This is a genomic window from Haloarcula sp. CGMCC 1.6347, from assembly GCF_037078395.1.
Classification (GTDB): Archaea; Halobacteriota; Halobacteria; order Halobacteriales; family Haloarculaceae; genus Haloarcula; species Haloarcula amylolytica.
In genome coordinates, this window is the sequence record NZ_JAYMGX010000003.1 from 221,757 (window position 1) to 241,588 (window position 19,832).

20 protein-coding genes are annotated in these 19,832 nt (G+C 61.7%); 15 read left to right on the top strand and 5 right to left on the bottom strand.

The window, feature by feature from the left end:
* Window positions 1-38 precede the first annotated feature (38 nt).
* The 10 genes from VI340_RS17035 to VI340_RS17080 all read left to right on the top strand — a co-directional run bounded on the left by VI340_RS17035 (window position 39) and on the right by VI340_RS17080 (window position 10,410).
* On the top strand, window positions 39-1,403 hold the full coding sequence (locus VI340_RS17035; RefSeq protein WP_336358823.1) for an ABC transporter substrate-binding protein: 1,365 nt from the start codon (window positions 39-41) through the stop codon (window positions 1,401-1,403).
* Window positions 1,404-1,412: 9 nt separating this feature from the next.
* A complete protein-coding gene (locus tag VI340_RS17040; RefSeq protein WP_008312258.1) occupies window positions 1,413-2,351 on the top strand; it encodes a carbohydrate ABC transporter permease in 939 nt (312 codons plus the stop codon).
* A complete protein-coding gene (locus VI340_RS17045; RefSeq protein ID WP_008312256.1) occupies window positions 2,348-3,193 on the top strand; it encodes a carbohydrate ABC transporter permease in 846 nt (281 codons plus the stop codon). The genes VI340_RS17040 and VI340_RS17045 overlap by 4 nt, the downstream gene beginning before the upstream one ends.
* Before the next feature lie 40 nt (window positions 3,194-3,233).
* A complete protein-coding gene (locus VI340_RS17050) occupies window positions 3,234-4,385 on the top strand; it encodes a hypothetical protein (protein WP_336358824.1) in 1,152 nt (383 codons plus the stop codon).
* Between the two features lie 44 nt (window positions 4,386-4,429).
* Window positions 4,430-5,599, top strand: coding sequence for a mandelate racemase/muconate lactonizing enzyme family protein (locus tag VI340_RS17055; protein WP_336330254.1), 1,170 nt, complete (start codon window positions 4,430-4,432; stop codon window positions 5,597-5,599).
* Window positions 5,600-5,648: 49 nt separating this feature from the next.
* The gene (locus VI340_RS17060; protein WP_049943051.1) at window positions 5,649-6,491 is read left to right on the top strand and encodes an SDR family NAD(P)-dependent oxidoreductase; all 843 of its coding nucleotides are present in this window, start codon (window positions 5,649-5,651) and stop codon (window positions 6,489-6,491) included.
* 10 nt (window positions 6,492-6,501) lie between these two features.
* Window positions 6,502-6,876 (top strand): Rid family detoxifying hydrolase, encoded by a 375-nt coding sequence (locus tag VI340_RS17065; protein ID WP_008312247.1) that lies wholly within the window; start codon window positions 6,502-6,504, stop codon window positions 6,874-6,876.
* Between the two features lies 1 nt (window position 6,877).
* Window positions 6,878-7,516 (top strand): HAD family hydrolase, encoded by a 639-nt coding sequence (locus VI340_RS17070; protein WP_008312245.1) that lies wholly within the window; start codon window positions 6,878-6,880, stop codon window positions 7,514-7,516.
* Between the two features lie 324 nt (window positions 7,517-7,840).
* The gene (locus tag VI340_RS17075) at window positions 7,841-8,773 is read left to right on the top strand and encodes a DMT family transporter (RefSeq protein ID WP_336358825.1); all 933 of its coding nucleotides are present in this window, start codon (window positions 7,841-7,843) and stop codon (window positions 8,771-8,773) included.
* A gap of 332 nt (window positions 8,774-9,105) precedes the next feature.
* Window positions 9,106-10,410 carry a dicarboxylate/amino acid:cation symporter gene (locus tag VI340_RS17080; protein ID WP_008312241.1) on the top strand — a complete coding sequence of 435 codons (1,305 nt, stop codon included), beginning with the start codon at window positions 9,106-9,108 and terminating at the stop codon, window positions 10,408-10,410.
* A gap of 205 nt (window positions 10,411-10,615) precedes the next feature.
* On the opposite strand, the gene epsC is transcribed toward VI340_RS17080, so the two are convergent.
* Complete coding sequence (epsC, locus tag VI340_RS17085; RefSeq protein WP_008312240.1) at window positions 10,616-11,479, bottom strand: serine O-acetyltransferase EpsC; 864 nt, start codon at window positions 11,477-11,479, stop codon at window positions 10,616-10,618.
* A 151-nt stretch (window positions 11,480-11,630) separates the two neighbouring features.
* Here epsC and VI340_RS17090 point away from each other — a divergent pair, with 151 nt between their 5' ends.
* Window positions 11,631-11,831: a hypothetical protein gene (locus tag VI340_RS17090; protein ID WP_008312239.1), complete on the top strand. Its 201-nt coding sequence runs from the start codon at window positions 11,631-11,633 to the stop codon at window positions 11,829-11,831.
* A gap of 42 nt (window positions 11,832-11,873) precedes the next feature.
* Here the strand turns inward: VI340_RS17090 and VI340_RS17095 are convergent, their stop codons facing one another.
* A complete protein-coding gene (locus VI340_RS17095) occupies window positions 11,874-12,767 on the bottom strand; it encodes a bifunctional methylenetetrahydrofolate dehydrogenase/methenyltetrahydrofolate cyclohydrolase (protein WP_336358826.1) in 894 nt (297 codons plus the stop codon).
* A gap of 316 nt (window positions 12,768-13,083) precedes the next feature.
* On the opposite strand from VI340_RS17095, the gene VI340_RS17100 reads away from it, so the two are divergent.
* Both VI340_RS17100 and VI340_RS17105 read left to right on the top strand, forming a co-directional pair.
* On the top strand, window positions 13,084-14,595 hold the full coding sequence (locus VI340_RS17100; protein WP_336358827.1) for an anthranilate synthase component I family protein: 1,512 nt from the start codon (window positions 13,084-13,086) through the stop codon (window positions 14,593-14,595).
* A complete protein-coding gene (locus VI340_RS17105) occupies window positions 14,592-15,164 on the top strand; it encodes an anthranilate synthase component II (RefSeq protein WP_008312236.1) in 573 nt (190 codons plus the stop codon). Before VI340_RS17100 ends, VI340_RS17105 begins: the two co-directional genes overlap by 4 nt.
* Window positions 15,165-15,182: 18 nt before the next feature.
* Here the strand turns inward: VI340_RS17105 and VI340_RS17110 are convergent, their stop codons facing one another.
* Window positions 15,183-17,039, bottom strand: coding sequence for a BCCT family transporter (locus VI340_RS17110; protein WP_336358828.1), 1,857 nt, complete (start codon window positions 17,037-17,039; stop codon window positions 15,183-15,185).
* Window positions 17,040-17,145: 106 nt separating this feature from the next.
* A complete protein-coding gene (locus VI340_RS17115; protein ID WP_336358829.1) occupies window positions 17,146-18,396 on the bottom strand; it encodes an NAD-binding protein in 1,251 nt (416 codons plus the stop codon).
* Between the two features lie 172 nt (window positions 18,397-18,568).
* Here VI340_RS17115 and VI340_RS17120 point away from each other — a divergent pair, with 172 nt between their 5' ends.
* Together VI340_RS17120 and VI340_RS17125 are read left to right on the top strand one after the other, a co-directional pair.
* Window positions 18,569-18,979 carry an EamA family transporter gene (locus tag VI340_RS17120; RefSeq protein ID WP_008312231.1) on the top strand — a complete coding sequence of 137 codons (411 nt, stop codon included), beginning with the start codon at window positions 18,569-18,571 and terminating at the stop codon, window positions 18,977-18,979.
* Between the two features lie 90 nt (window positions 18,980-19,069).
* Window positions 19,070-19,462, top strand: coding sequence for a Rid family detoxifying hydrolase (locus VI340_RS17125; RefSeq protein ID WP_008312229.1), 393 nt, complete (start codon window positions 19,070-19,072; stop codon window positions 19,460-19,462).
* Between the two features lie 91 nt (window positions 19,463-19,553).
* Here VI340_RS17125 and VI340_RS17130 read toward each other — a convergent pair whose 3' ends face one another.
* Window positions 19,554-19,823, bottom strand: a complete 270-nt coding sequence (locus VI340_RS17130) for a hypothetical protein (RefSeq protein WP_008312227.1) — start codon at window positions 19,821-19,823, stop codon at window positions 19,554-19,556.
* Window positions 19,824-19,832: the final 9 nt, after the last annotated feature.

Here is a 19,832-nt window from a genome sequence, read left to right on the forward strand (position 1 = left end):
ACAAAGAATTATGTACATGGAAGTAGGTGACATTAATGATGCAGCCCGATAACAACGACAGGTCTGTCGAGGACAGTATCGACCGCCGACAGCTTCTCCAAGCACTCGGCGCAGGCGGTACCATCGCCATCGCCGGGTGTAGCGGCGACGGTGGGGGCGGTGGTGACGGCAACGGTGAGAGCGGCGGTGACGGCGACAGTGGGAGCGGCGGTGACGGCAGTACGCAGAGCGTGCAGTTCCTCACGATGGGCGTCGGAGACAACATCAAGCAGTTCTTCGAGGAGAACAACGCGGCCTTCGAGGACGAGCACGACGTCGACGTAGAGTTCACCAGCGTGACGTGGGACAACGCGCGTCAAACTGTGAACAACCGTGTCGACGGCGGCGAAGCGCCCGACGTCAGCCGGTGGCCGGCGCGCTGGATTCCACAGCTCGTGGGCAAGGACGCGCTCGAACCGCTCGACGACATGATGGACGGGGAGTTCGGCGAGCAGTTCTACGACGGCGTGGCCGAGGGAACGATGTACAACGGCTCCCACTACGGCGTGCCGTGGGCCGCCTCGAACAAGTGCCTCTACTACAACAAAGACGTCTTCGAGACGGCAGGGCTCGACCCCGAAGACCCGTCGCTCGATTCGTGGCAGGATATGCTGGATGCCGCAACGCAGATCCGTGACAGCGATGCGAGCGTGCCGGCACTGGGGCTTGCAGGGGCCGACGCAATCGAGACCGGGTCGCAGTACTACCACTACCACTGGTCACACGGGGCGGACCTCGTCGACGACGAGGGACTGCCGGTCGTGAACTCCAGCGGCGCTGTCGAGGCCCTCTCGTTGTACACCGACCTCCACCTCGAACACAACGTCACACAGTCGTCACCGCTCTCCTCGACTCGGCAGGACATCCGGCAGCTGTTCGAGAACGGTGACCTCGGGATGGTTATCGGGCACGTCTACACGGGACTCAACATCACCGCCGCGAAGGAAAACGGTGAGGTCGACTTCGACTACGGCATCGTGCAGGTGCCGCGTGGCCCTGAGGGCCGGTACAGCCTGTTCACTATCGACACGCTCGCCGTCCTGAGTCAGAGCGAGCACAAGGACCTCGCCCGGGACCTGATCCGGTTCTACTTCGACGAGGAGCGGCGGTTCCAGTACTCGAAGCAGAAAGGGTTCCTCCCCGTCGTCGAAGCCGTCGGTGAGCGCTCGTACTTCTCGGATTCGGAGAACTGGGGACCGTTCGTCGAGGCGGGGCAGTACGCTCGTGCCCGGCCGAAGCTCAGTAACTTCAGCGAGTTCAACGACCGGATGGTCCAGGCCATTCAGGAGGCACTGGCGGACCGGAAGTCACCGCAGAAAGCGCTCAACGATGCCCAGAGTGATCTCGAAGATGCCATGGAGTGACAGACAGGGATGAGCCTGGCAGAGGAATACACCGAGGCGTCCGACGACTCACGTCTCGAACGAGGATTGGCGTACGTCCAGCGCAACAGCCGGGCGTACCTTCTCATCGCTCCCGCGGCCGTGTTCCTGCTGGCCGTCGTCGGGTATCCGATTATCGAGACGTTTCGGCTGTCACTGTACCAGTCACCCGCCGACTCGAACATCGAGACGTTCGTCGGGCTCCAGCACTACGTCGAGATATTCAACAGCGACATCTTCTACCGCCTGCTCTGGCAGACCGGTCGCTGGGTCGCCGTTGGCGTGGCGGGCAAGACACTGCTTGGACTGCTGATAGCCGTTCACCTCAAAGGAGACATCCGCGGTCGGAAGTTCTTCCGTACGGCGTTTCTCATTCCGTGGGGGATTCCATACGCTATCTCCGCTGTGGTGTTCCGGTGGATAGAGCACCCGCAGTTCGGCTATCTCAACGCGATCCTGCTGAAACTCGGCATCATCGAGCAGGGAATCGGTATCCTCGGAAACCCGAGCATCGCGTGGCTCGGCGTCGTCGTGGCCGACATCTGGATCGGGACACCGTTCATGGCGATTATCTTCCTCGCGGGCCTGCAGTCGATACCCCAGGAACTGTACGAGGCAGCCGCCATCGACGGTGCCGAGAAGTGGCATCAGTTCCGGTACATCACGCTCCCACAACTGAAGAGCGTCGTCCTGATTGCCACGCTTCTGTCGACGATATGGACGTTCGTCAGTTTCGACGTCATCTGGACGATGACCGGCGGTGGCCCGATCAGTTCGACGGCGACGCTCGTCATCCACATCTACCAGGTGGGCCTCCAGAACGGGAACCTCGGACGCGGAGCCGCCTACAGTGTCATCGGGTTCCTGTTCCTGTTCGTCTTCGCTATCATCTACCTGCGCATCTACACGCGAGGGGGTGACGAGCTATGACGATGGCAGGCCACGACCGGAGCAATCTCCGCAAAGTCAGACTCTATGGCGTGCTGATCGGACTGCTCGGGCTCATGATGTTGCCGTTCTACGCGATGTTCTCGAGCACGCTCAAGCCGGAGTCAGAGATATTCGCTGCGCCAGCGACGCTGGTCCCCAGCGACCCCAGCATACAGGCGTATCTGCAGGTCTGGACACAGACCGACGTGCTGCTATGGGTCGGGAACAGCTTCATCATCTCGGTTGGGACGGTGGTGTTGACGCTTCTGTTGGCGATACCGGCCGCGTACTCGTGTGCCCGGAACGACTTCGTCGGGAAGCGAACCTTCCTCCTCTCCGTGCTGGTCGTGCAGATGTTCGCACCGGTCGTGTTGATCGTCGGCCTCTTCGACGTTATCACCCAGATGGGGCTGTTCAACACCTATCTCGCTGTAATCGTCCCGGCAGCGGCGTTCACGCTACCGTTCAACGTCTGGATGCTGTACGGGTATTTCAAGACGATACCCGTCGCGCTCGAAGAATCTGCGCGAATCGACGGCGCGAGCCAACTGCAGATCCTCACGAAGATCGTTCTCCCGCTCACGAAGCCGGCGCTGGTCGCCAGTGTCACCTACACCTTCCTCTACGCGTGGAACCGGCTGCTGTTCGTGCTCACCTTCCTCACTGACAGTGCGAAGTACAACATCCCGCGCGGGGTCTTCTCGATGGTCGGCGCGCTGCAGACCGACTGGCGGATGATGCTCACTGTGTCTGTCATCGGTATTATCCCACTCCTGATTTTGTTCGCCTTCTTGGAGGAGTATATCGTCGCAGGGATGACGGCTGGCGCGGTCAAGGAGTAGCTGCCTCTACTTTTATTATCGTCACGATAGTTGGTCGCGTATGGAATTCGCGATGTGGGCGTACCCGTGGGACCTTCTGGACGAAGGCCCGTCCGAGGTGGAACGGCGACTGCGTGACATCGGCATCGACGAGCTGAATCTCGCGACGAACTACCACACCGTGCAGGCGTTCACGCCGCACAATCCGGAGCGCCGGACGCTGTTTGCCCGCGCGAGTTCGTATTTCCAGCCCGGCCCGGAGTACGGCGACCTCGAACCAGTTCCGTACGAACAGATGGACGGCGACTGGGTCGCAGACGCCGCCGCCGGTTTGTCTGACCTGAGGCTCAATTCGTGGACAGTCGGCTGCCACAACTCCCGGCTCGGGATGGCCAACCCGGAGTACACGCTGGAATCTGCACACGGTGACGACCTGATCTTCGGCCTGTGTCCCTCCCAGCCTGCGGTCCAGACGTATCTCTCGGCACTGGTTTCGGATCTGGCGTCCCGCGATGAGTTCGCTCGTATCGAACTGGAAACGTTCGATTACTTCTACGGAACGGGCTTTGGCTGGCACCACCAGAAGATTCACGCACGGTTAGGGGTACTCGGAGAGTTCCTGTTCGGGTTGTGTTTCTGTCCACACTGTCGCAAGAACGCAAAGGCCGCGGGTGTCGATGCTGAGCGGGTACGTTCGACTGTCGCCGATACGTTAGACGATATCGTCGCCGGAGACGTGGCACACGACCGTTCGCCGGACGGCTGGCTCGCGGAGCACGAAACCGTCGCCGCATACGTCGATGTCCGCGAACAGACGCTGTCGTCACTGTACGCCAGACTGGCTGACGCCGCTGGAACGACGCCGCTTGGCTACTACGTCGGCGCACCGGAACCCGGCCGCGAGTGGCTAGTCGGGGCCGACCTGCAGGCACTCTCGAACCACGTCGATTACTACTGCCTTCCGGCTTACGAGTCGACGAGCGAAGCGGTCATAGAGGCATACGACGCCGTCGAGACAGTTGTCGATGACGTGCCACTCCACGTCGGGCTCCTGCCGGGCCATCCAGCCATCCACGACGAGGCGACCGTTGTCGATATCGTACAGACCCTCAACTCGAAGGGAGTGCCGCGGCTCTCGTTCTACAATTACGGACTGCTCCCGGAGCAGTCACTGGAGTGGGTCGGAACCGCCGTCGACGCGGTTCGCGGATAGGGGCAAACGGTACTTTGATATCGGTTCACGAACGACAGGAATGCATGGAGATAACCGGCGTGTCAGCGGTCACTGTAGATGTACCGCTGGCCGACCTAGATGAACATCTCGGTATCGGGCCGTACGTGACCAATCACGGGAAGCTACACTCGATGGAACGGGTGCTCGTCCGTGTCGACACGGATGAGGGGATCAGCGGCTGGGGCGAGATGCGTGTCTTCCTGTCACCGGCGGCCACCGAGTCGATTATCGAAGACGGCGTTGGCCCGATGATCGAGGGCCAGTCGCCGTTCGAAATCGAGCGGCTCCGACGGCAGGTGTTCGTCGAGTACACGAACGTGGATATGTTCTTTGCGGCGGTCGAAACAGCCTGCTGGGACATCGTCGGCAAAGCCCTCGACAGACCGGTGTACGAGTTGCTCGGCGGGTGGACGGCACCGACACAGGGGGCTCAGCAACACCGGCAAAGCGTCGATGGCAACAGTAGTGCACCGACGGCTGTCCCCGTTGCGTTCTGTCTTGGTATCCTCTCACCCGAGGAGTCCCGTATCAAGGCCCGAGAAGCGCTCGAAGCCGGCTTCACTGTCCTCAAAACGAAGGCGGGTCGGGACTGGCGACAGGACGTCGAGCGAATCAAAGCGATGCACGATGAAGTCGACGGCCAGCTAGAGTTCCGACTCGACCCGAACCAGGGCTGGACGCTCGACCAGGCAGTTCGGGTCGGCGCGATGCTGGAAGATGCCGGAATCTACCTGCAGTACATGGAGCAGCCGATTCGAGTCGATTCACACAGGTCGCTCGCCCGACTCCGGCAACGACTCCGCCAGCCCATCGCGCCGAACGAGGATACGTACATCTCGCATAATCTGCAATCGCTCGTGGAAGCCGGCGCGATGGACGTCGGCGTTATCGACCTGACTCCTGCCGGCGGCATCAGTGGTATTCGACAGCAGGCCGCCATCCTCGAAGACGCCGGTGTTCCCTTTACGCACCACTGTGCGTTCGACCTGGGGATTCGAACCGCGGCGATCCTCCACGCGTTCACCGGCATCCCGGGCTTTTCGTTGCCCCCGGATTCGACGTACTACGGCTGGGAGGCAGACGTCATCGAGGCTCCGTTCGACGTCAGCGACGGCTGCCTTCCCGCCCCAGAGGGCCCCGGTCTCGGCATCAGTATCGACGTGGACGCCGTCGAGGAGTATCGAATCACATGAGCGGCGGAGAGCAACTTTCAAGAGGGCAGGTTACGTGGGTGTCGGTGTCATGGTAGAGCTATCATTAGCGGACCGGCCAGCCATTGTGACTGGAGCGTCGCGGGGTATCGGGCGCGAGATCGCGGCCCGGTTCGCCGAAGCGGGTGGCGACGTCGTCGTCTGCTCGCGCACTTACGAGGACGTCGAAGCGGTTGCGACGGAGTTGACCGACACACACGATGGCCGCGTTGTTCCGGTCGAATGTGACGTCACAGACCGGGCAGCGGTACGGGACCTCGTCGACACGACCATCGAGGAGTTCGGGGACATCCGGGTCCTCGTGAACAACGCTGGCGGCGCAGACGAGTCCGCGAATCTGTTGCACCGGTGTGACGAGGACACCTTCGAGTCGATGCTCGACCTGAACCTGAAGAGCCAGTTCCTCCTGAGCAAAGAGGTACTACCGGCGATGGTCGCTGCTGGCGGCGGGTCGATGATCCACATGGGATCGGTCAACGGCCTGTTCGGTATCGGGCTTTCCGGCTACTCCGAGGCGAAAAGCGGACTGCTGGCACTGTCCCGGAACATCGCCGCCCATTACGGTCAGCATGGGATCCGCTCGAACGTTATCTCGGCGGCGACCATCGAAACAGCGAACAGGCGGGCGGAGATGGAGAACACGGAGGAACGGACCGGTGAGACGAGCGCACGGGAGCGCTGGCTCGACCAGTATCCGCTCGGTCGGTTCGGGACACCGAGGGAAGTCGCTGATACGACCCTGTTCCTCGCCTCCGGGCTGTCGAGTTTCGTTACCGGTGAGAACCTGGTGCTCGACGGCGGATTGACGACGAGCCTGCCGACATCGTTCATCAACGAAGTCTACGACGCGGACGACCAGCCGACGACAAATTGACTCACGACCCATGGAAGAACTAACAACTGCCGACGCCCCCGACAGTATCGGACCGTACTCACAAGGCATCGCTAGCGGTGACCGGGTTTACGTTTCCGGACAGGGACCGGTCGACCCGGATACCGGCGAGGTAATCCAGGGCACGCCCGGCGAACAGACTCGGCGCACACTCCGAAACGTAGCGGCCGTTCTGGATGCCGGTGGTGCTTCGCTCGACGATGTGGTGAAAGCGACGGTGTTCGTGAGCGATATGCGGTACTACGACGAGGTGAACGAAGTGTACGGTGAGCTCATGTCACCCCCCTATCCCGCTCGCAGCGCTGTGGAGGTGGTTAAACTGCCAGTGGACATCGACGTCGAGATAGAAGTTATCGCGGAACGGTAGTATGTCGCATCTGGTAGTTTTCGACCTCGACGGGACACTCACGCGACAACGCGGTGGGTTCGAGCTGTTGCACACACTCTACGGAACGACACCGGCGGCCGATACACTGATGGAGCGGTTCGAGGCCGGTCAGATTACGTTCGCGGAGTGGTGTCGAGGTGCGGTCGACGTGTGGCGTGCGAACGATATCACCCGGACAGATATCACCCGTGCGACTCGGGCCGTCAAGCCGAAAGCGGGTGCCGTCGACCTCCTCGACCACCTCCAGCATACGGATATCAGATTCGGCATTCTCAGTGCCGGCGTTGCAAACCTCGCGACGCAGTTCGAGCAGTACGAGCCAGCGTTCGTTCGCGGAAACTGGCTTCGGTTCGAAGATGGCCGGATTTCGGGTATCGATGTCGGTGTCGGTCCCGATCAGAAAGGAGAACTACTGAGAGAGATCCGAATCACGCAGAACCCTTCGTCAATCACCTATATCGGCGACTCACACACTGATACGGAGGCGTTCGTCGAGGCAGATACCGCGGTGTTGTTCGACCCGGACGAACGCATTCCCGAGACAGCAATCGACTCAGCGGATACAATCGTAGAAAGTGCGAATATAGGAGAGGTACGGAGTCAAATTCACACGATTTAGCCATGTATTCGCCAATAGAAGTCTGCTATTCGCAAATATACACAGATTCTCAGTACATTCCGTGATGGAAGTTTTCAGAGAGATAATTTTCCAATTCATATGGCGGAGACGATATCCAGATAGGCGATCTGACTGTGACGGAGCGTGCGGTGTGAGAGTTAGATCGCTGTCGAAGTTACGTACTGGTCTCGGTCGAGTATGCACAGACAACTGCAGTCCTGCCGTCAGCACTGCGTCAAGTGTTCGCTGACGCAGTGGCAACATCTAGCAATTTGCAACGGGCTTCGACGGCCCTTTTACCGTCGGGAGGTGACCGGCAACTGAATGAGTCGCTATCGAACGACCGGTTGCTTTCTCCTTCTGGCTGCAATCTGGGGTACTGCATTCATGGCGACAGACGTCGGCCTCGCCGACCTGCCGCCGGTACCGTTCGCCGCCGCCCGCTTCGACATCGCCTCCGTCCTCCTGTTCGCCGCGTTGACCGTCACAGGGTCGCTAGAACGACCGCAAACGCGCGATGACTACGTGTACGTCGTCGTCGGCGGTGCGCTCATGATCGGGGTCCACCACGTATTCCTGTTCACCGGACAGCAGTACGTCACCGGGGCTGTCGCCGCCGTCCTGCTCGGTCTCGTCCCCGTCGTGACGCCCGCGCTGACGAAGCTCGCGTCCAGCGATGACACGTTCACCGCGAATACCGGTGTCGGCGTAGTACTCGGGTTCGTCGGCGTCATCGTCATCGCTGACCCCGACCCGGCGAATCTCCTCAGCAGCACTATCGGGATCGCGCTCGTGTTTGCGTCGGCGCTGGCGTTTGCCATCCCAGCCGTCGTCACGCACGACACCAGTCCGTCGATGTCGTTTCTGGCCACACAGGCCTGGCTGATGGCTATCGGGGCCGTTGTCCTCCATGTCACCGTGCTCGCGCTCCCCGGACAGTCGTTTGCAGACGCATCGTGGACGCTGTCCGCGTTTGCGGCGCTGCTGTATTTGGCCGTCGTCGCCGGTATCGGCGGTTTCCTGCTGTACTTCCGGCTACTTGACCAGCTAGGTCCTATCGAGATGAGCTTCATCGAGTACGTGATTCCGCTGTTCGCTGCGCTCGCCGGCTGGCTCGTGCTCGACCAGCAGGTCACACTCGCGACCGTTGGTGGGTTCGCGTGCATCCTCATGGGATTCATCGCAGCGAAGTGGGCGACGTTGCGAGCGGAACTGCGTCGGGTCGTCGAACCGAGGACCAGTCCCCCGGCGGACTGAATAGGATCAGAGGTCGCAGGCCGTCACTGCTTGAACAGAGTCCGAAGGTAGTCACTGAGTGGGCCACCCTGCTGGGTTCGAGAAAATCGACAGCGAAGCTGGAAACGGCAATAATGACCGTCAGGCAGGAGTGATAGCGGCCTTGGATTTCTGAAAACATGCGAACTACAGCCGTTATTTTGCTATCTTTTCAGCGGATCGGCGACAGGACTTGCTATGTACCGACAAATCCGTCTGCAAACGGAATCTTGTAAGCGAAGCCCGCATCATAGCCGCGTGCACATACTGGCGGGGCTGACGGGTTTTTATAAGACTACCCGTTGCTGTGTACTATGATACAACCCATTCGCACGCTATGGAGCCGGTATCGATCCATCCCACTCATCTGGCGTATCTTCGTCGCCTTCGTACTGGGCGCAGGTGCTGGTATCGCGTTCGGGGAGCAGATGGCTGTCGTCAGACCAGTGGGCGACCTCTTCCTTCGGCTGCTCAATATGCTGGTCATCCCGATCATCGTCTTCACACTGCTGACCGGGATTCGACAGCTCTCCCCCGCGAAGCTTGGAAGGATCGGCGGTGCGACAGTCGGGCTCTATGCCCTGACGACGACCCTCGCAGGTATCGTTGGCCTCGCGGTTGCAAACGTGCTTCAGCCGGGCCGGGGGCTCGAGTTCGGCGGCGGTGAAGCGCAATCGAAAGCGCCGCCGTCGCTGCTGGATGTCGTTCTCGGTATCGTGCCGAACAATCCCGTCGCGGCGCTCGCGGAGGGGAATCTGCTGGCGACGGTTTTCTTCGTCATCGTGTTCGGAATCGCGCTGACGTACGTCCGCGCCCAGCAAGACGCGCTCGCGGATAGTGTCGATTCAGTGTTCGAGGCCTTCGAAGTGGGTGCTGAAGCGATGTTTGTCATCGTTCGTGGGGTCCTCGAATTCGGTGTGCTTGGTGTATTCGCATTGATGGCGTCCGGAATCGGCACTGAAGGTATCGGACTGTTCTCCTCACTGGGCGAACTCGTGCTGGCAGTCACTATCGCAATCGTCATTCACATCGGCTTCACCTATCTCGTTCTCTTGATGGGCGTGGTTGCCGACGTGTCACCGATTGCGTTCCTCAGCGGGGCGAAAGACGCGATGGTAACCGCGTTCGCGACTCGGTCCTCGAGCGGAACGCTCCCCGTCACGATGCGTAATGCGGACGAAGACCTGCAGATCGCCGAGCGGGTGTATTCATTCACGCTCCCAGTCGGTGCGACGGCGAACATGGACGGGGCCGCCATCCGGCAGGCAGTCACCGTGATGTTCGCCGCGAACGTCGTCGGACAGCCACTGGTGCTCACAGAACAGGTCTTCGTCTTGATCGTGGCCGTTCTCATCAGCATCGGAACCGCCGGCGTTCCGGGAGCGGGCATCGTCATGCTCACCGTGATTCTCACGCAGGTCGGCCTCCCGCTGGAGGTCGTCGGGTTCGTCGCTGGCGTCGACCCCATTCTCGGGCGGATTGCGACGATGAACAACGTCACCGGCGACCTCGCAGTTTCGACCGTCGTCGGGAAGTGGAACGACGGACTCGACCTAAGTGAGGGCGTCTGGTCACGAAATCTGAGCGGCGTCGTCGAGTTCGTTCCCGGTGACGACTAGAAGGCCCCGGCGGTCGTGATTGAAACAGAGACTAATGCTGGTACAGTTGTTATCTTAACGTATAAGAGCCGAAATACTTCTGGCGACTGAACTGACAGCGGCAGTGTGGGCGATTTCCGGGCCGGTGACACCAGCCAGAACCGTTTGTCCGGCCGACTAGTGGTAGCTTTGCGGTTTCAGAAACCGCGCGGTACCGGTTGCCGTTTTACTTGGTTCGTTTCCGTTCCTGTGTCGGGTGGTCTGTGACGTACACTTTCGTCTGGTCCGGAACGTCGTCGGTGACCCAGGAGTTCGCCCCGATACTGACGTGGTCGCCAACGGTGATAGCGCCCAGGACTTTCGTGCCCGCGCCGATGACGACGTGGTCGCCGATATCCGGGTGCCGTTTGTACCCCTTTTTCAATCTGTGTTCGTCGCTCTCGTCGGCTTCGAAGTGGAGCGCCCCGAGCGTCACGTCCTGATAGAGACGGACCCATTCCCCGACGGTCGTGGTTTCGCCGATGACAACGCCGGTCCCGTGGTCGATGAAAAAGTAGTCGCCGATTTCAGCGCCGGGATGGATGTCGATACCGGTCTCAGTCTTGGCGTATTCGGTGAGTTCGCGAGCGTACTCAGAGGCACCGGCCTCGTAGAGTGTGTGTGCGACCCGTTGTACGAGTATCGCCATGAACCCCGGATAAGATCGGATGATTTCCATGTACGTCTTCGCCGCCGGATCGCCCTTGAACGCGGCCTCGACGTCTTTCTTGAGTCGCGTTCGAACCGCTGGGAGTTGATCGATGACAGCGTCGACTGTCTCGGCGGGGTCAGATCCGGAGTACGGTCTGATACCGGCAAAGAAGAGGCCGCCAAGAGCGTCGAGACGGTCCAGCACGGCGAGTTCGTCCCGGACCAGTTCGGCGGCGTTCCAGCAGGTCGGGAAGAACAGTCGCTTGAGGATGTCGACTTCCGGCCGTCGGTGTTCCCGTCGCGGGAACTCCATCTGTGTCTGGGTAGGGAACGGCTCTTCGTCGGCCCGGTACGCCTCGAACAGGTTCTCGTGTGTGTTGCCGGTGTAACAGTAGTCCATATCGGATGGTTGGGCTGAATCACCTTAGTTCTGAAACAACAGTTGTCCCTTTGGCGATATGTTGTGTTCTCGCTGGCGCAGTAGAACTGCAAACGAGCAGAATCCCACACTGAGAGGTAGCTATTTGAGACTGGCTTGTCATCGAGTCTGTATGAACGGCGAGTGCTACTTCTGTCACGGCATCGTCTCCCCACCGGAGGAGGGCCACATCTGGCTGCGTGAGCACGACAGCCACGAGGTGTATATGCACGAACAGTGTGCTAGCGGCCACAACGTCATCGAAGGGGGACAGAACCCGGCCGGTGAACTCCTGATTACGTGCCCGGAATGTGGCGAAGTCGAAACCGTGTAGCAATCCACGCAGGAAGCCCTGCGGACGGGCCGTGGCCCCGTCCTATGGGAGGGAAATATCGACGCCGGACTGCAGGCTAGCCGCTTTCACGGTGTTGTACATCAGCATCGCGATGGTGAGCGGGCCGACGCCGCCCGGAACCGGAGTGATAGCGTCCGCCATCGCTTTCGCGCTCTCGAAGTCCACATCGCCGACGAGTTCGTATCCCTTGTCGGTGTCAGCATCGACCCGATTGATACCCACGTCGATGACCGTGGTGCCGTCCGAGAGCATGGACCCGTCTATCATTTCCGGAACCCCGGCGGCGGCGATCACGATGTCCGCGCTGCGGGTCTTTTCGGCGAGGTCCTCGGTCCGGGAGTGACAGACGGTCGTCGTCGCGTTCCCGCCCGGCCCGTACTGGATGAGCAGGTTCGCCATCGGTTTGCCGACGATGTCCGAGCGACCGACGACAACGGCGTCTTTCCCTTCCGTCTCGACACCAGTTTCGGCCAGTATCTTCTGTATTCCGTGGGGCGTACAGGGCTTGTATCGTGCGTTCCCCGCGACGAGCCGGCCGACGTTTTCGGGATGAAACCCATCGACGTCTTTCATCGGATCGATGCGCTCCAATACGTCGCGTTTGGTAACGTGGACGGGGACCGGCATCTGTACGAGGATTCCGTGGACGGCCGGGTCCGCGTTCAGTTCGTCGATGGTCGAAAACAGCGTCTCAGCCGGTTCGTCCGCGCTGATTTCGTGATGGAACCCCTCGATGCCGATCTCCTCACAGGCCTGCTGTTTCATTGAGACGTACGTCTCACTCGCGCCGTCGTCGCTCATCAACACCGTCGCCAGCCCTGGTGTGACACCCTCGCTGACGAGCGTGTCCGTGCACGCCGCGACGCCCGCTGTGATCTGGTCGCCGATCTCGTTGCCGTCGATGATTGTAGTCATTATTGCTAGGTTCGCTATCGTCCCGGGAGTCCCCGGTCAGGTGTCCGGAGTGGGAACCGCTGCTGGACGGTCGGCTGCCGGGGCCGGGCAAGCGTTCGATACCCGTCTCAAACCCTGCGGGTATAGTGGGAGATGCGGAATAGTCCAACCGTTGAAGTCCCGACGGCTATTCGTCCAGTGAGCCACCACAAGCGGTCGACAAATCGACAGTATTTCCGACAGAGGTCGGGGGACCGAAGGTTTTTGTCCGAACCCGTGGTTGGTCTACACAACCATACCGGGAGGCATGAGCCTCTCGTCCGGGAGCAACTGCACTATGAGTGAGATTCGGATCAGCACCGACAGAGAATCGTTCATCGAAACCGCGAGGACCGCAGCGGACGGCGCTCGCGTGCCGGTCGAAGCACGCGTCACAGTCCCTGACCCGTTCGAGGCGTATCGCCGTGTACGGGACGGGAACGCAGACGGCTTCTATCTCGAAACGACCGGCGGGCAGTCGGGCTGGGGGTACTTCGGCGTCAACCCGGTCGAGCAAATCGAAGTCTCTGCGGGGGCAACGCCCGCACAGGACGGCGGGAGTCCGAGTATCGAGGCCATCGACGAGCTACTCGACCGCGAACACCTGGTGCGGGGTGACTGTACGGTTCCGTACCCGTGTGGCGCGTTCGGCTGGCTGTCGTACGACGTGGCGCGGGAGCTCGAAGATATCCCGGAGACGACCGTTTCGGACGGCCTCCCACGGCTCCAGTTAGGCGTCTTCGACTGCGTCGCCGCGTGGGAGGAGCCACACGACGGGGAGGTGGAACTACACGTAACAGCGTGTCCCATCGTCGACGGGTCTCCTGGAGCGGCATACGGCCGCGGCCGTGAGATGGCCCGCGAACTGGCCGAGGACGCCATCCGCGGTGAGACACACGTCCGGGCCCAGCCGACCGCGGCGAGTCAGGCCACCTTCGAGAGCGAGTGCGGCGAGGCGGCGTTTGCCGACCGCGTCCGACAGATAAAACAGTACGTCAGGGACGGCGACACCTTCCAGACGAACGTATCACACCGGCTGACCGCCCCGGCGGCCGTCCATCCGGTCGACACCTTCGACGCCGTCCGCCGGGTGAACCCGGCCCCGTACTCGGCCCTACTTGAGTTCCCCGGCGTCGACCTCGTCAGCGCCAGCCCGGAACTGCTGCTGGACGTCGATGGCGACCAGTTGCTGACAGAGCCGATTGCCGGTACCCGCCCGCGGGGCGCGACTCCAGAAGAAGACGAATCACTGGAGGATGACCTCTGCAACGACGAGAAAGAGCGGGCCGAGCACGCGATGCTGGTCGACCTCGAACGCAACGACCTCGGCAAGGTCAGCGAGTACGGGTCTGTCGACGTCGCCGAGTACCGCCGCGTCGACCGGTATTCCGAGGTGATGCACCTCGTCTCTCTCATCGACGGAGAGTTGCGCGACGACGTGAGCATCGCCGATGCGGTCGCTGCGGTGTTCCCCGGCGGAACCATCACCGGCGCGCCGAAACCCCGGACGATGGAGATCATCGACGAAGTGGAGACGACGCGCCGGGGCCCCTACACCGGCAGCATCGGGATGTTCGGTTTCGACGACCGAGCCACGCTGAACATCACCATCAGGACGCTGGTTCACTACGATGGCGAATATCGGCTTCGGGTCGGAAGCGGAATCGTCCACGACTCCGTTCCGGCGGCAGAGTACCGAGAGACGCTGGACAAGGCCCGGGCGCTCGTCACTGCTGTCGACGAGGCGCTCGGCGAACAGGGGTCGTTCGCGGTCGAATCCGGGACCGAACCGATGGAGGGGATGCGATGATACTCATCATCGACAACTACGACTCCTTCGCCTACAATCTGGTCCAGTACGTCGGCGAGTTCGACGCTGTCACCGTCCGCCGGAACGACGCTATCGACGTGGACGGCATCCGCGACCTCGACCCGGACGGCGTCGTCGTCTCGCCGGGCCCCGGGACGCCGGCGGATGCCGGCGTGTCAATCGACGTTTTCGCCGAGACGGAATACCCTGCGCTCGGCGTCTGTCTGGGCCACCAGGCGCTCTGTGCGGCCCACGGAACCCCCGTCGGCCATGCACCGGACGTGGTCCACGGGAAATCCTCGGAAGTCCACCACGACGGGACGGGGCTGTACGACGGGGTCGACGACCCCTTCGAAGTCGGGCGGTATCACTCGCTGGCTGTCGAGGCCACGGAACTACCGGACACGCTCGAGGAAACAGCCCACACGAACGACGAGCAGGGCATCGTGATGGGCGTCCAGCACGCCGAGAAACCACACATCGGCGTCCAGTTCCACCCGGAAAGCATCTTGACTGACGCCGGGAAACAGATCGTCGAGAACTTCTGTACCGGGATCGCCGAGGCCTGAAACCGCAACGCCCGCGGTTTATTTCTTTTCTGGCGGGTCCACGTCGTGATGCGTCTGAATGTCCGGCAGTTTCCTGACGGCGCGCCTGACGAGGGACGTGTGGTCCTGTTCGTTCCGGTACCAGGTCACGGTCAGCCCGCCAGCCGCCACGAGCGATATCACGGCGAACGGCCCGCCGGTCAGAACAGCCAGCGCCTGTAGCGTCTCAGCGCCCCCCAGTAACAACACCGAAACGGCGACCGCACCCTGGAAGACGCCCCAGAAGGCGATGTGCGTCGTCGACGGTGCGAGTCCCCGGCGCGTCGCCAGAACCGAGACGACGAGCGTCGAGGTGTCCGCCGAAGTGGTCATGAACACGATGATAAGCGCGAGAAACAGGAACATCAGGAGCTGTCCCAGTGGCAGCGACGCGAACAGCGGGAACCCGGCGATAGCCTCCGAACCCCCTCGTTGTGCGATAGCGGCGAGGATATCGGCCCGGCCCGTCTGCTGGATGAACAGCGACGTACCACCGAGTAGCAGGAACCAGACCATCGTCGCCGCCGAGGTTGCGACGACGCTCGTGAACACGACGGTCCTGACCCGACGACCGCGGGAGAGGGCGGCGACGAACAGCCCCGCGAAGGGAGCCCAGGAGAACCACCACGACCAGTTCCAGACGGTCCACTCCGTGACCCACTGCCCGCCCGTGTGGAGACTCAACGGCACGAACGCCACCACGTAGGTCCCGAGCGCCTGCGTTCCTCGCTGGAGAATGAACGACCGCGGACCGACGGCGACGATGAGGAGCGCGAACAGGCCGAACAGGACGATGTTGAGACCGGCGATACGGCGGATGCCGCGGTGGATTCCGGTCACGCTGGAGACGACGAATATCAGCGTCAATCCACCGACGAACAGGACCGGCCCAACATCACCGGCTGCCACGTCCCACTGGTAGTTGATACCGGCGAGGAACTGCTCACTCACGAGCGCGACTGAAGTGGCGATGCCGCCGATAGTGGCGAAGACGGCCAGCGTGTCGACGAGTTTGGCCCACACCGAATCTAGCCCCTCAGCGCCGAGAATCGGCGCTAGCACCGTCGAGACGCGAAGCGGTGCACCCCGGGTGAACGCGAAGTACGCTATCGGGACACCGATGACGGCGTAGGCGCTCCAGGCCGAGACGCCCCAGTGGAAGAGGGTGTACAGCAGCGCGCCGTTGATAGCTTCCGGTGATTGAGCCGCTACACCGACGTAGGGGGGCGGCTGCTCGAAGTGAAACAGGGCTTCTGTCGGGCCCCAGAACACCAGTCCGGCCGCGATACCGGCCGTGAACACGAGCGTGAAGTACGTCGGATAGGTGTAGCTTGGCTCCGTATCCGGACCGCCCAGCTTAATGTCGCCCCAGGGACCCACCAGCAAGAACAGGCAGTAACAGACGGAGAGGAAGACGGCGGCGAGAAACAGCGGGCCACCACCACGCAGCACCGTGGCTGCTGCCGCGTCAACGGCATTGGTCGTCCGTGTCGGGTATGCCGCCTGGAGCCCGAAGAACGCGGCGAACACGAGCACCGGGAACGTGAGGATCGCTGGCTCGTGCTGTGTGAGAAACTCGCGGACGGCCTGCCGGACATCAGTCCTACGGACCCGAAGGAGGACATCGGCCGCGGCCGGCGCGGTGTCGTCTTCGGAGTACGGAAGCAGCGCGATGTAACACAGTCCAGAGCTGAAAAACACGAGGGCGATAGTCAGCCACGCCGGGCCGGTCACGGCTTCGCCGACGAGCGTCGGAAAGAAGAACCCCGCGAGCACGAGCGCCCCGGACGCGGCACACAGTGGCACCAGTACTCGGCCGACGATCTCCGCAATGCCACTGGCGTCCGAGGTGGCCATACCCTGATATTCAGTATCGAATACATATATTACTATCCTAGAGCGCGCTTCAAACTGGAGTCAGGGCGTCTCGGTCCTGTCAGTGGCAGGCAGGCTGCAGGACAGTTTAGTTCGGGGCGTCGGTTTCGGTCCCGTCGCCGTCCGTCCCGATTCTGTCCAGCAGAGCTTCGCCCGACCCGCGGCCCAGTACCGACTGCCCGAGGAGGCGTCCGCCGATGGAGCGAGGGTTGATAACTTCGTCCGCTCCGACCGCGCGGAACTTCTCGACGTGTTTCTCGGCGGTCGCCGCCGCGACTGTCCGAATGTCCGGATTGACGTTTTTCGTCGCAATAACCGCGAGCACGTCCCGTGCGTCGTCGTTACTCCCCACTACAACGCCGCTTGCCGACCCGACGCGTGCGTCCCTGAGGACATCCTCGTCGGTGGGGTCACCGGTGAGCAGATTCACGCCCTCGCCCTGCAGCGACGCCACCGTTTCTTCGTCGGGCGTGACGACGACGACTTCCGTCTCGTCGCCTAGTTCCTCGAGCAGCGATGCCGTAACGTCTCCGTACCCCAGAACCACGATATGGTCCTCGAGAAGTGTGAGTTCTGATGCTGTCATGACTCCGAACGCTGTCGCCATTCTGGACTCGATAGCCGGCCCGATGAGCGCGCCCACGGCGACGGTGAACGCACCGGTCCCGAACAGGATGATCGAGAGCGAAAACCACCGTGCTTCCGCTGTCACGGGTGTGATATCGCCGTAGCCGACCGTCGCGATGGTGACCACGACGTAGTAGACGGCATCGCTCCAACTGTCGAGTTCGAGAAACTGGGCGCGAAGTCCGTACGCGCCCACAGTCCCGTAGAGAATAACCCCGAAAATCGCCGACAGCGACGCGATCTGAATCGGCGAGAGGGCGAGCGACTGGTCGAAGCGGTGGCGGTTCCGGACCAGCAACGGGTACGTGACCAGCGTCATCACCAGTAGGGGGATGTCCGTGGGCTGAAACGTGGCAAGCGGCAAGAGCACCAGACCGAGAAACACGACAGCCGCGACGCGCCAGGCGAGTCGCTTGCGTCGCTGGAGCCCGACCGTCACGACGCCGAGGATGAACGCGAACAACACCCCACCGAACCGGACGAAGGGTAGCGGAAGGTCGACGACTGCGGTCAGCGGGCCATCCAGAGCCAGCGACGCCTGACTGAGATTCGAAAGTCCGGTCACGAACGCCAGGAGCGTTACCACACCGGTCAGAACGACCGTCGGCTTCGCGCCGGATAGCTCGTCCCACTCCACGAACGGAACCCTGTCGGCCGGATAGAACACGTCCTCCAGTGTCCGGTCCGAGGAGTCTTCCGGGACGTTAGCCATTGACATACTGTTGTCGGAGTCGATATAAAAAACACGCGGCGAGCGGACACCGCACTCAAGACAGCGGGCCCCGTACGATCTTATCAATGCGTCGATTGCACGAGTACAGATGTCGCTGTTCGCCAGGAGCGCTTGGAGGGAGTTGGAACCGACTCACGCGGAGGCCGGACAGATGAACGCCGCCGTCCTGTTCGGACTGGGGACGATGATAGCCTGGGGGTTCTGGATAGCGTTCGGCAACGTCGCGTCGAGTACGATGGACCCGGAGACTGCGGCGTTCGTGTCGTATGCGGCCGCAACTGTCGTCACCGGCATGTACGTCGCTGTCTCCGACGCGTCACTGGTCGTCACGAACCGAGGCTTGCTGTTCGCGGGCGCGGCCGGCGTCGCGGCAGCCGTCGGCGTGGTTTCGACGTTCGTCGGCGTAACCGTCGGGTCGACGTCGGTGGTCTCCACCATCGGTGGGATGTACTTCATCACCGCCGCAGTCATCGGCGTCATCGCGTTCGGGGAGTCGATGACGCTGACGAAAGCCGCGGGCATCGGACTGGCGCTGACCGCGATTGTCGTCATCAATCAATGACTGGACACAACTGGTAAGCTCCCGAGAACGTTGTGCGAGTGCGACCCGACACGGGCGGGATTTATGCAACGAGGTCAGGTAGGGTTGGGTATGAAGCGCGTAATCAGCACCGACGAGGCACCGGCCGCGGTCGGCGCGTACAGTCAGGCAGCGTCGAACGGCGACCTCCTCATCACTGCCGGGCAGCTTCCGCTAACGACAGACGGCGAACTCCTCGACGACGAGCCAGTCGCCGACCAGACGCGGCAGTGTCTCCGTAACGTCGAGGCGATTCTTGCGGCAGAGGACCTTTCGCTGGATGACGTGCTCAAGACGACGGTCTATCTCGACGACATCGACGACTTCGACGTGTTCAACGAGGCCTACAGCGAGTTCTTCGAGTCGGACCCGCCGGCACGGAGCGCCGTTGGCGTGGGTGCGGTGCCGAAGGGCGCAGCGGTCGAAATCGAAGCCATCGCCACCGCCGACTATAGTAGCCATTGAAAATCAATGCACACCTGATCGCACGACTGCAGTGCGATCAGTGTGTAAATCGTTTCAATTGTTACTATAGCGAGTACGGCCGCTCCGTTCTCTACCGCAGTTCCATCTGTTCGGCTCGCTCAGCGGCGAGGGTCGTCAGTTCCCCGACGCTACTGTCCGAGCGGTCCGCGAGGACGCGAAGCAACATCCCGAGCTGTATCGCCGCTGCCTCGCGGAGTTCGGCCGCCTCTTCGGTGTCGTTACCGAAGTAGTACTCGTGGCGGCCGTCCTCGTGGATGATGCCAGTGTACACCGAGCGCAGGTCGGATTCGGTTATCGCGGCTGACGCCTCCGTTTTGACTTCCTCGAATCGTGGATTCATCGTTTCGAT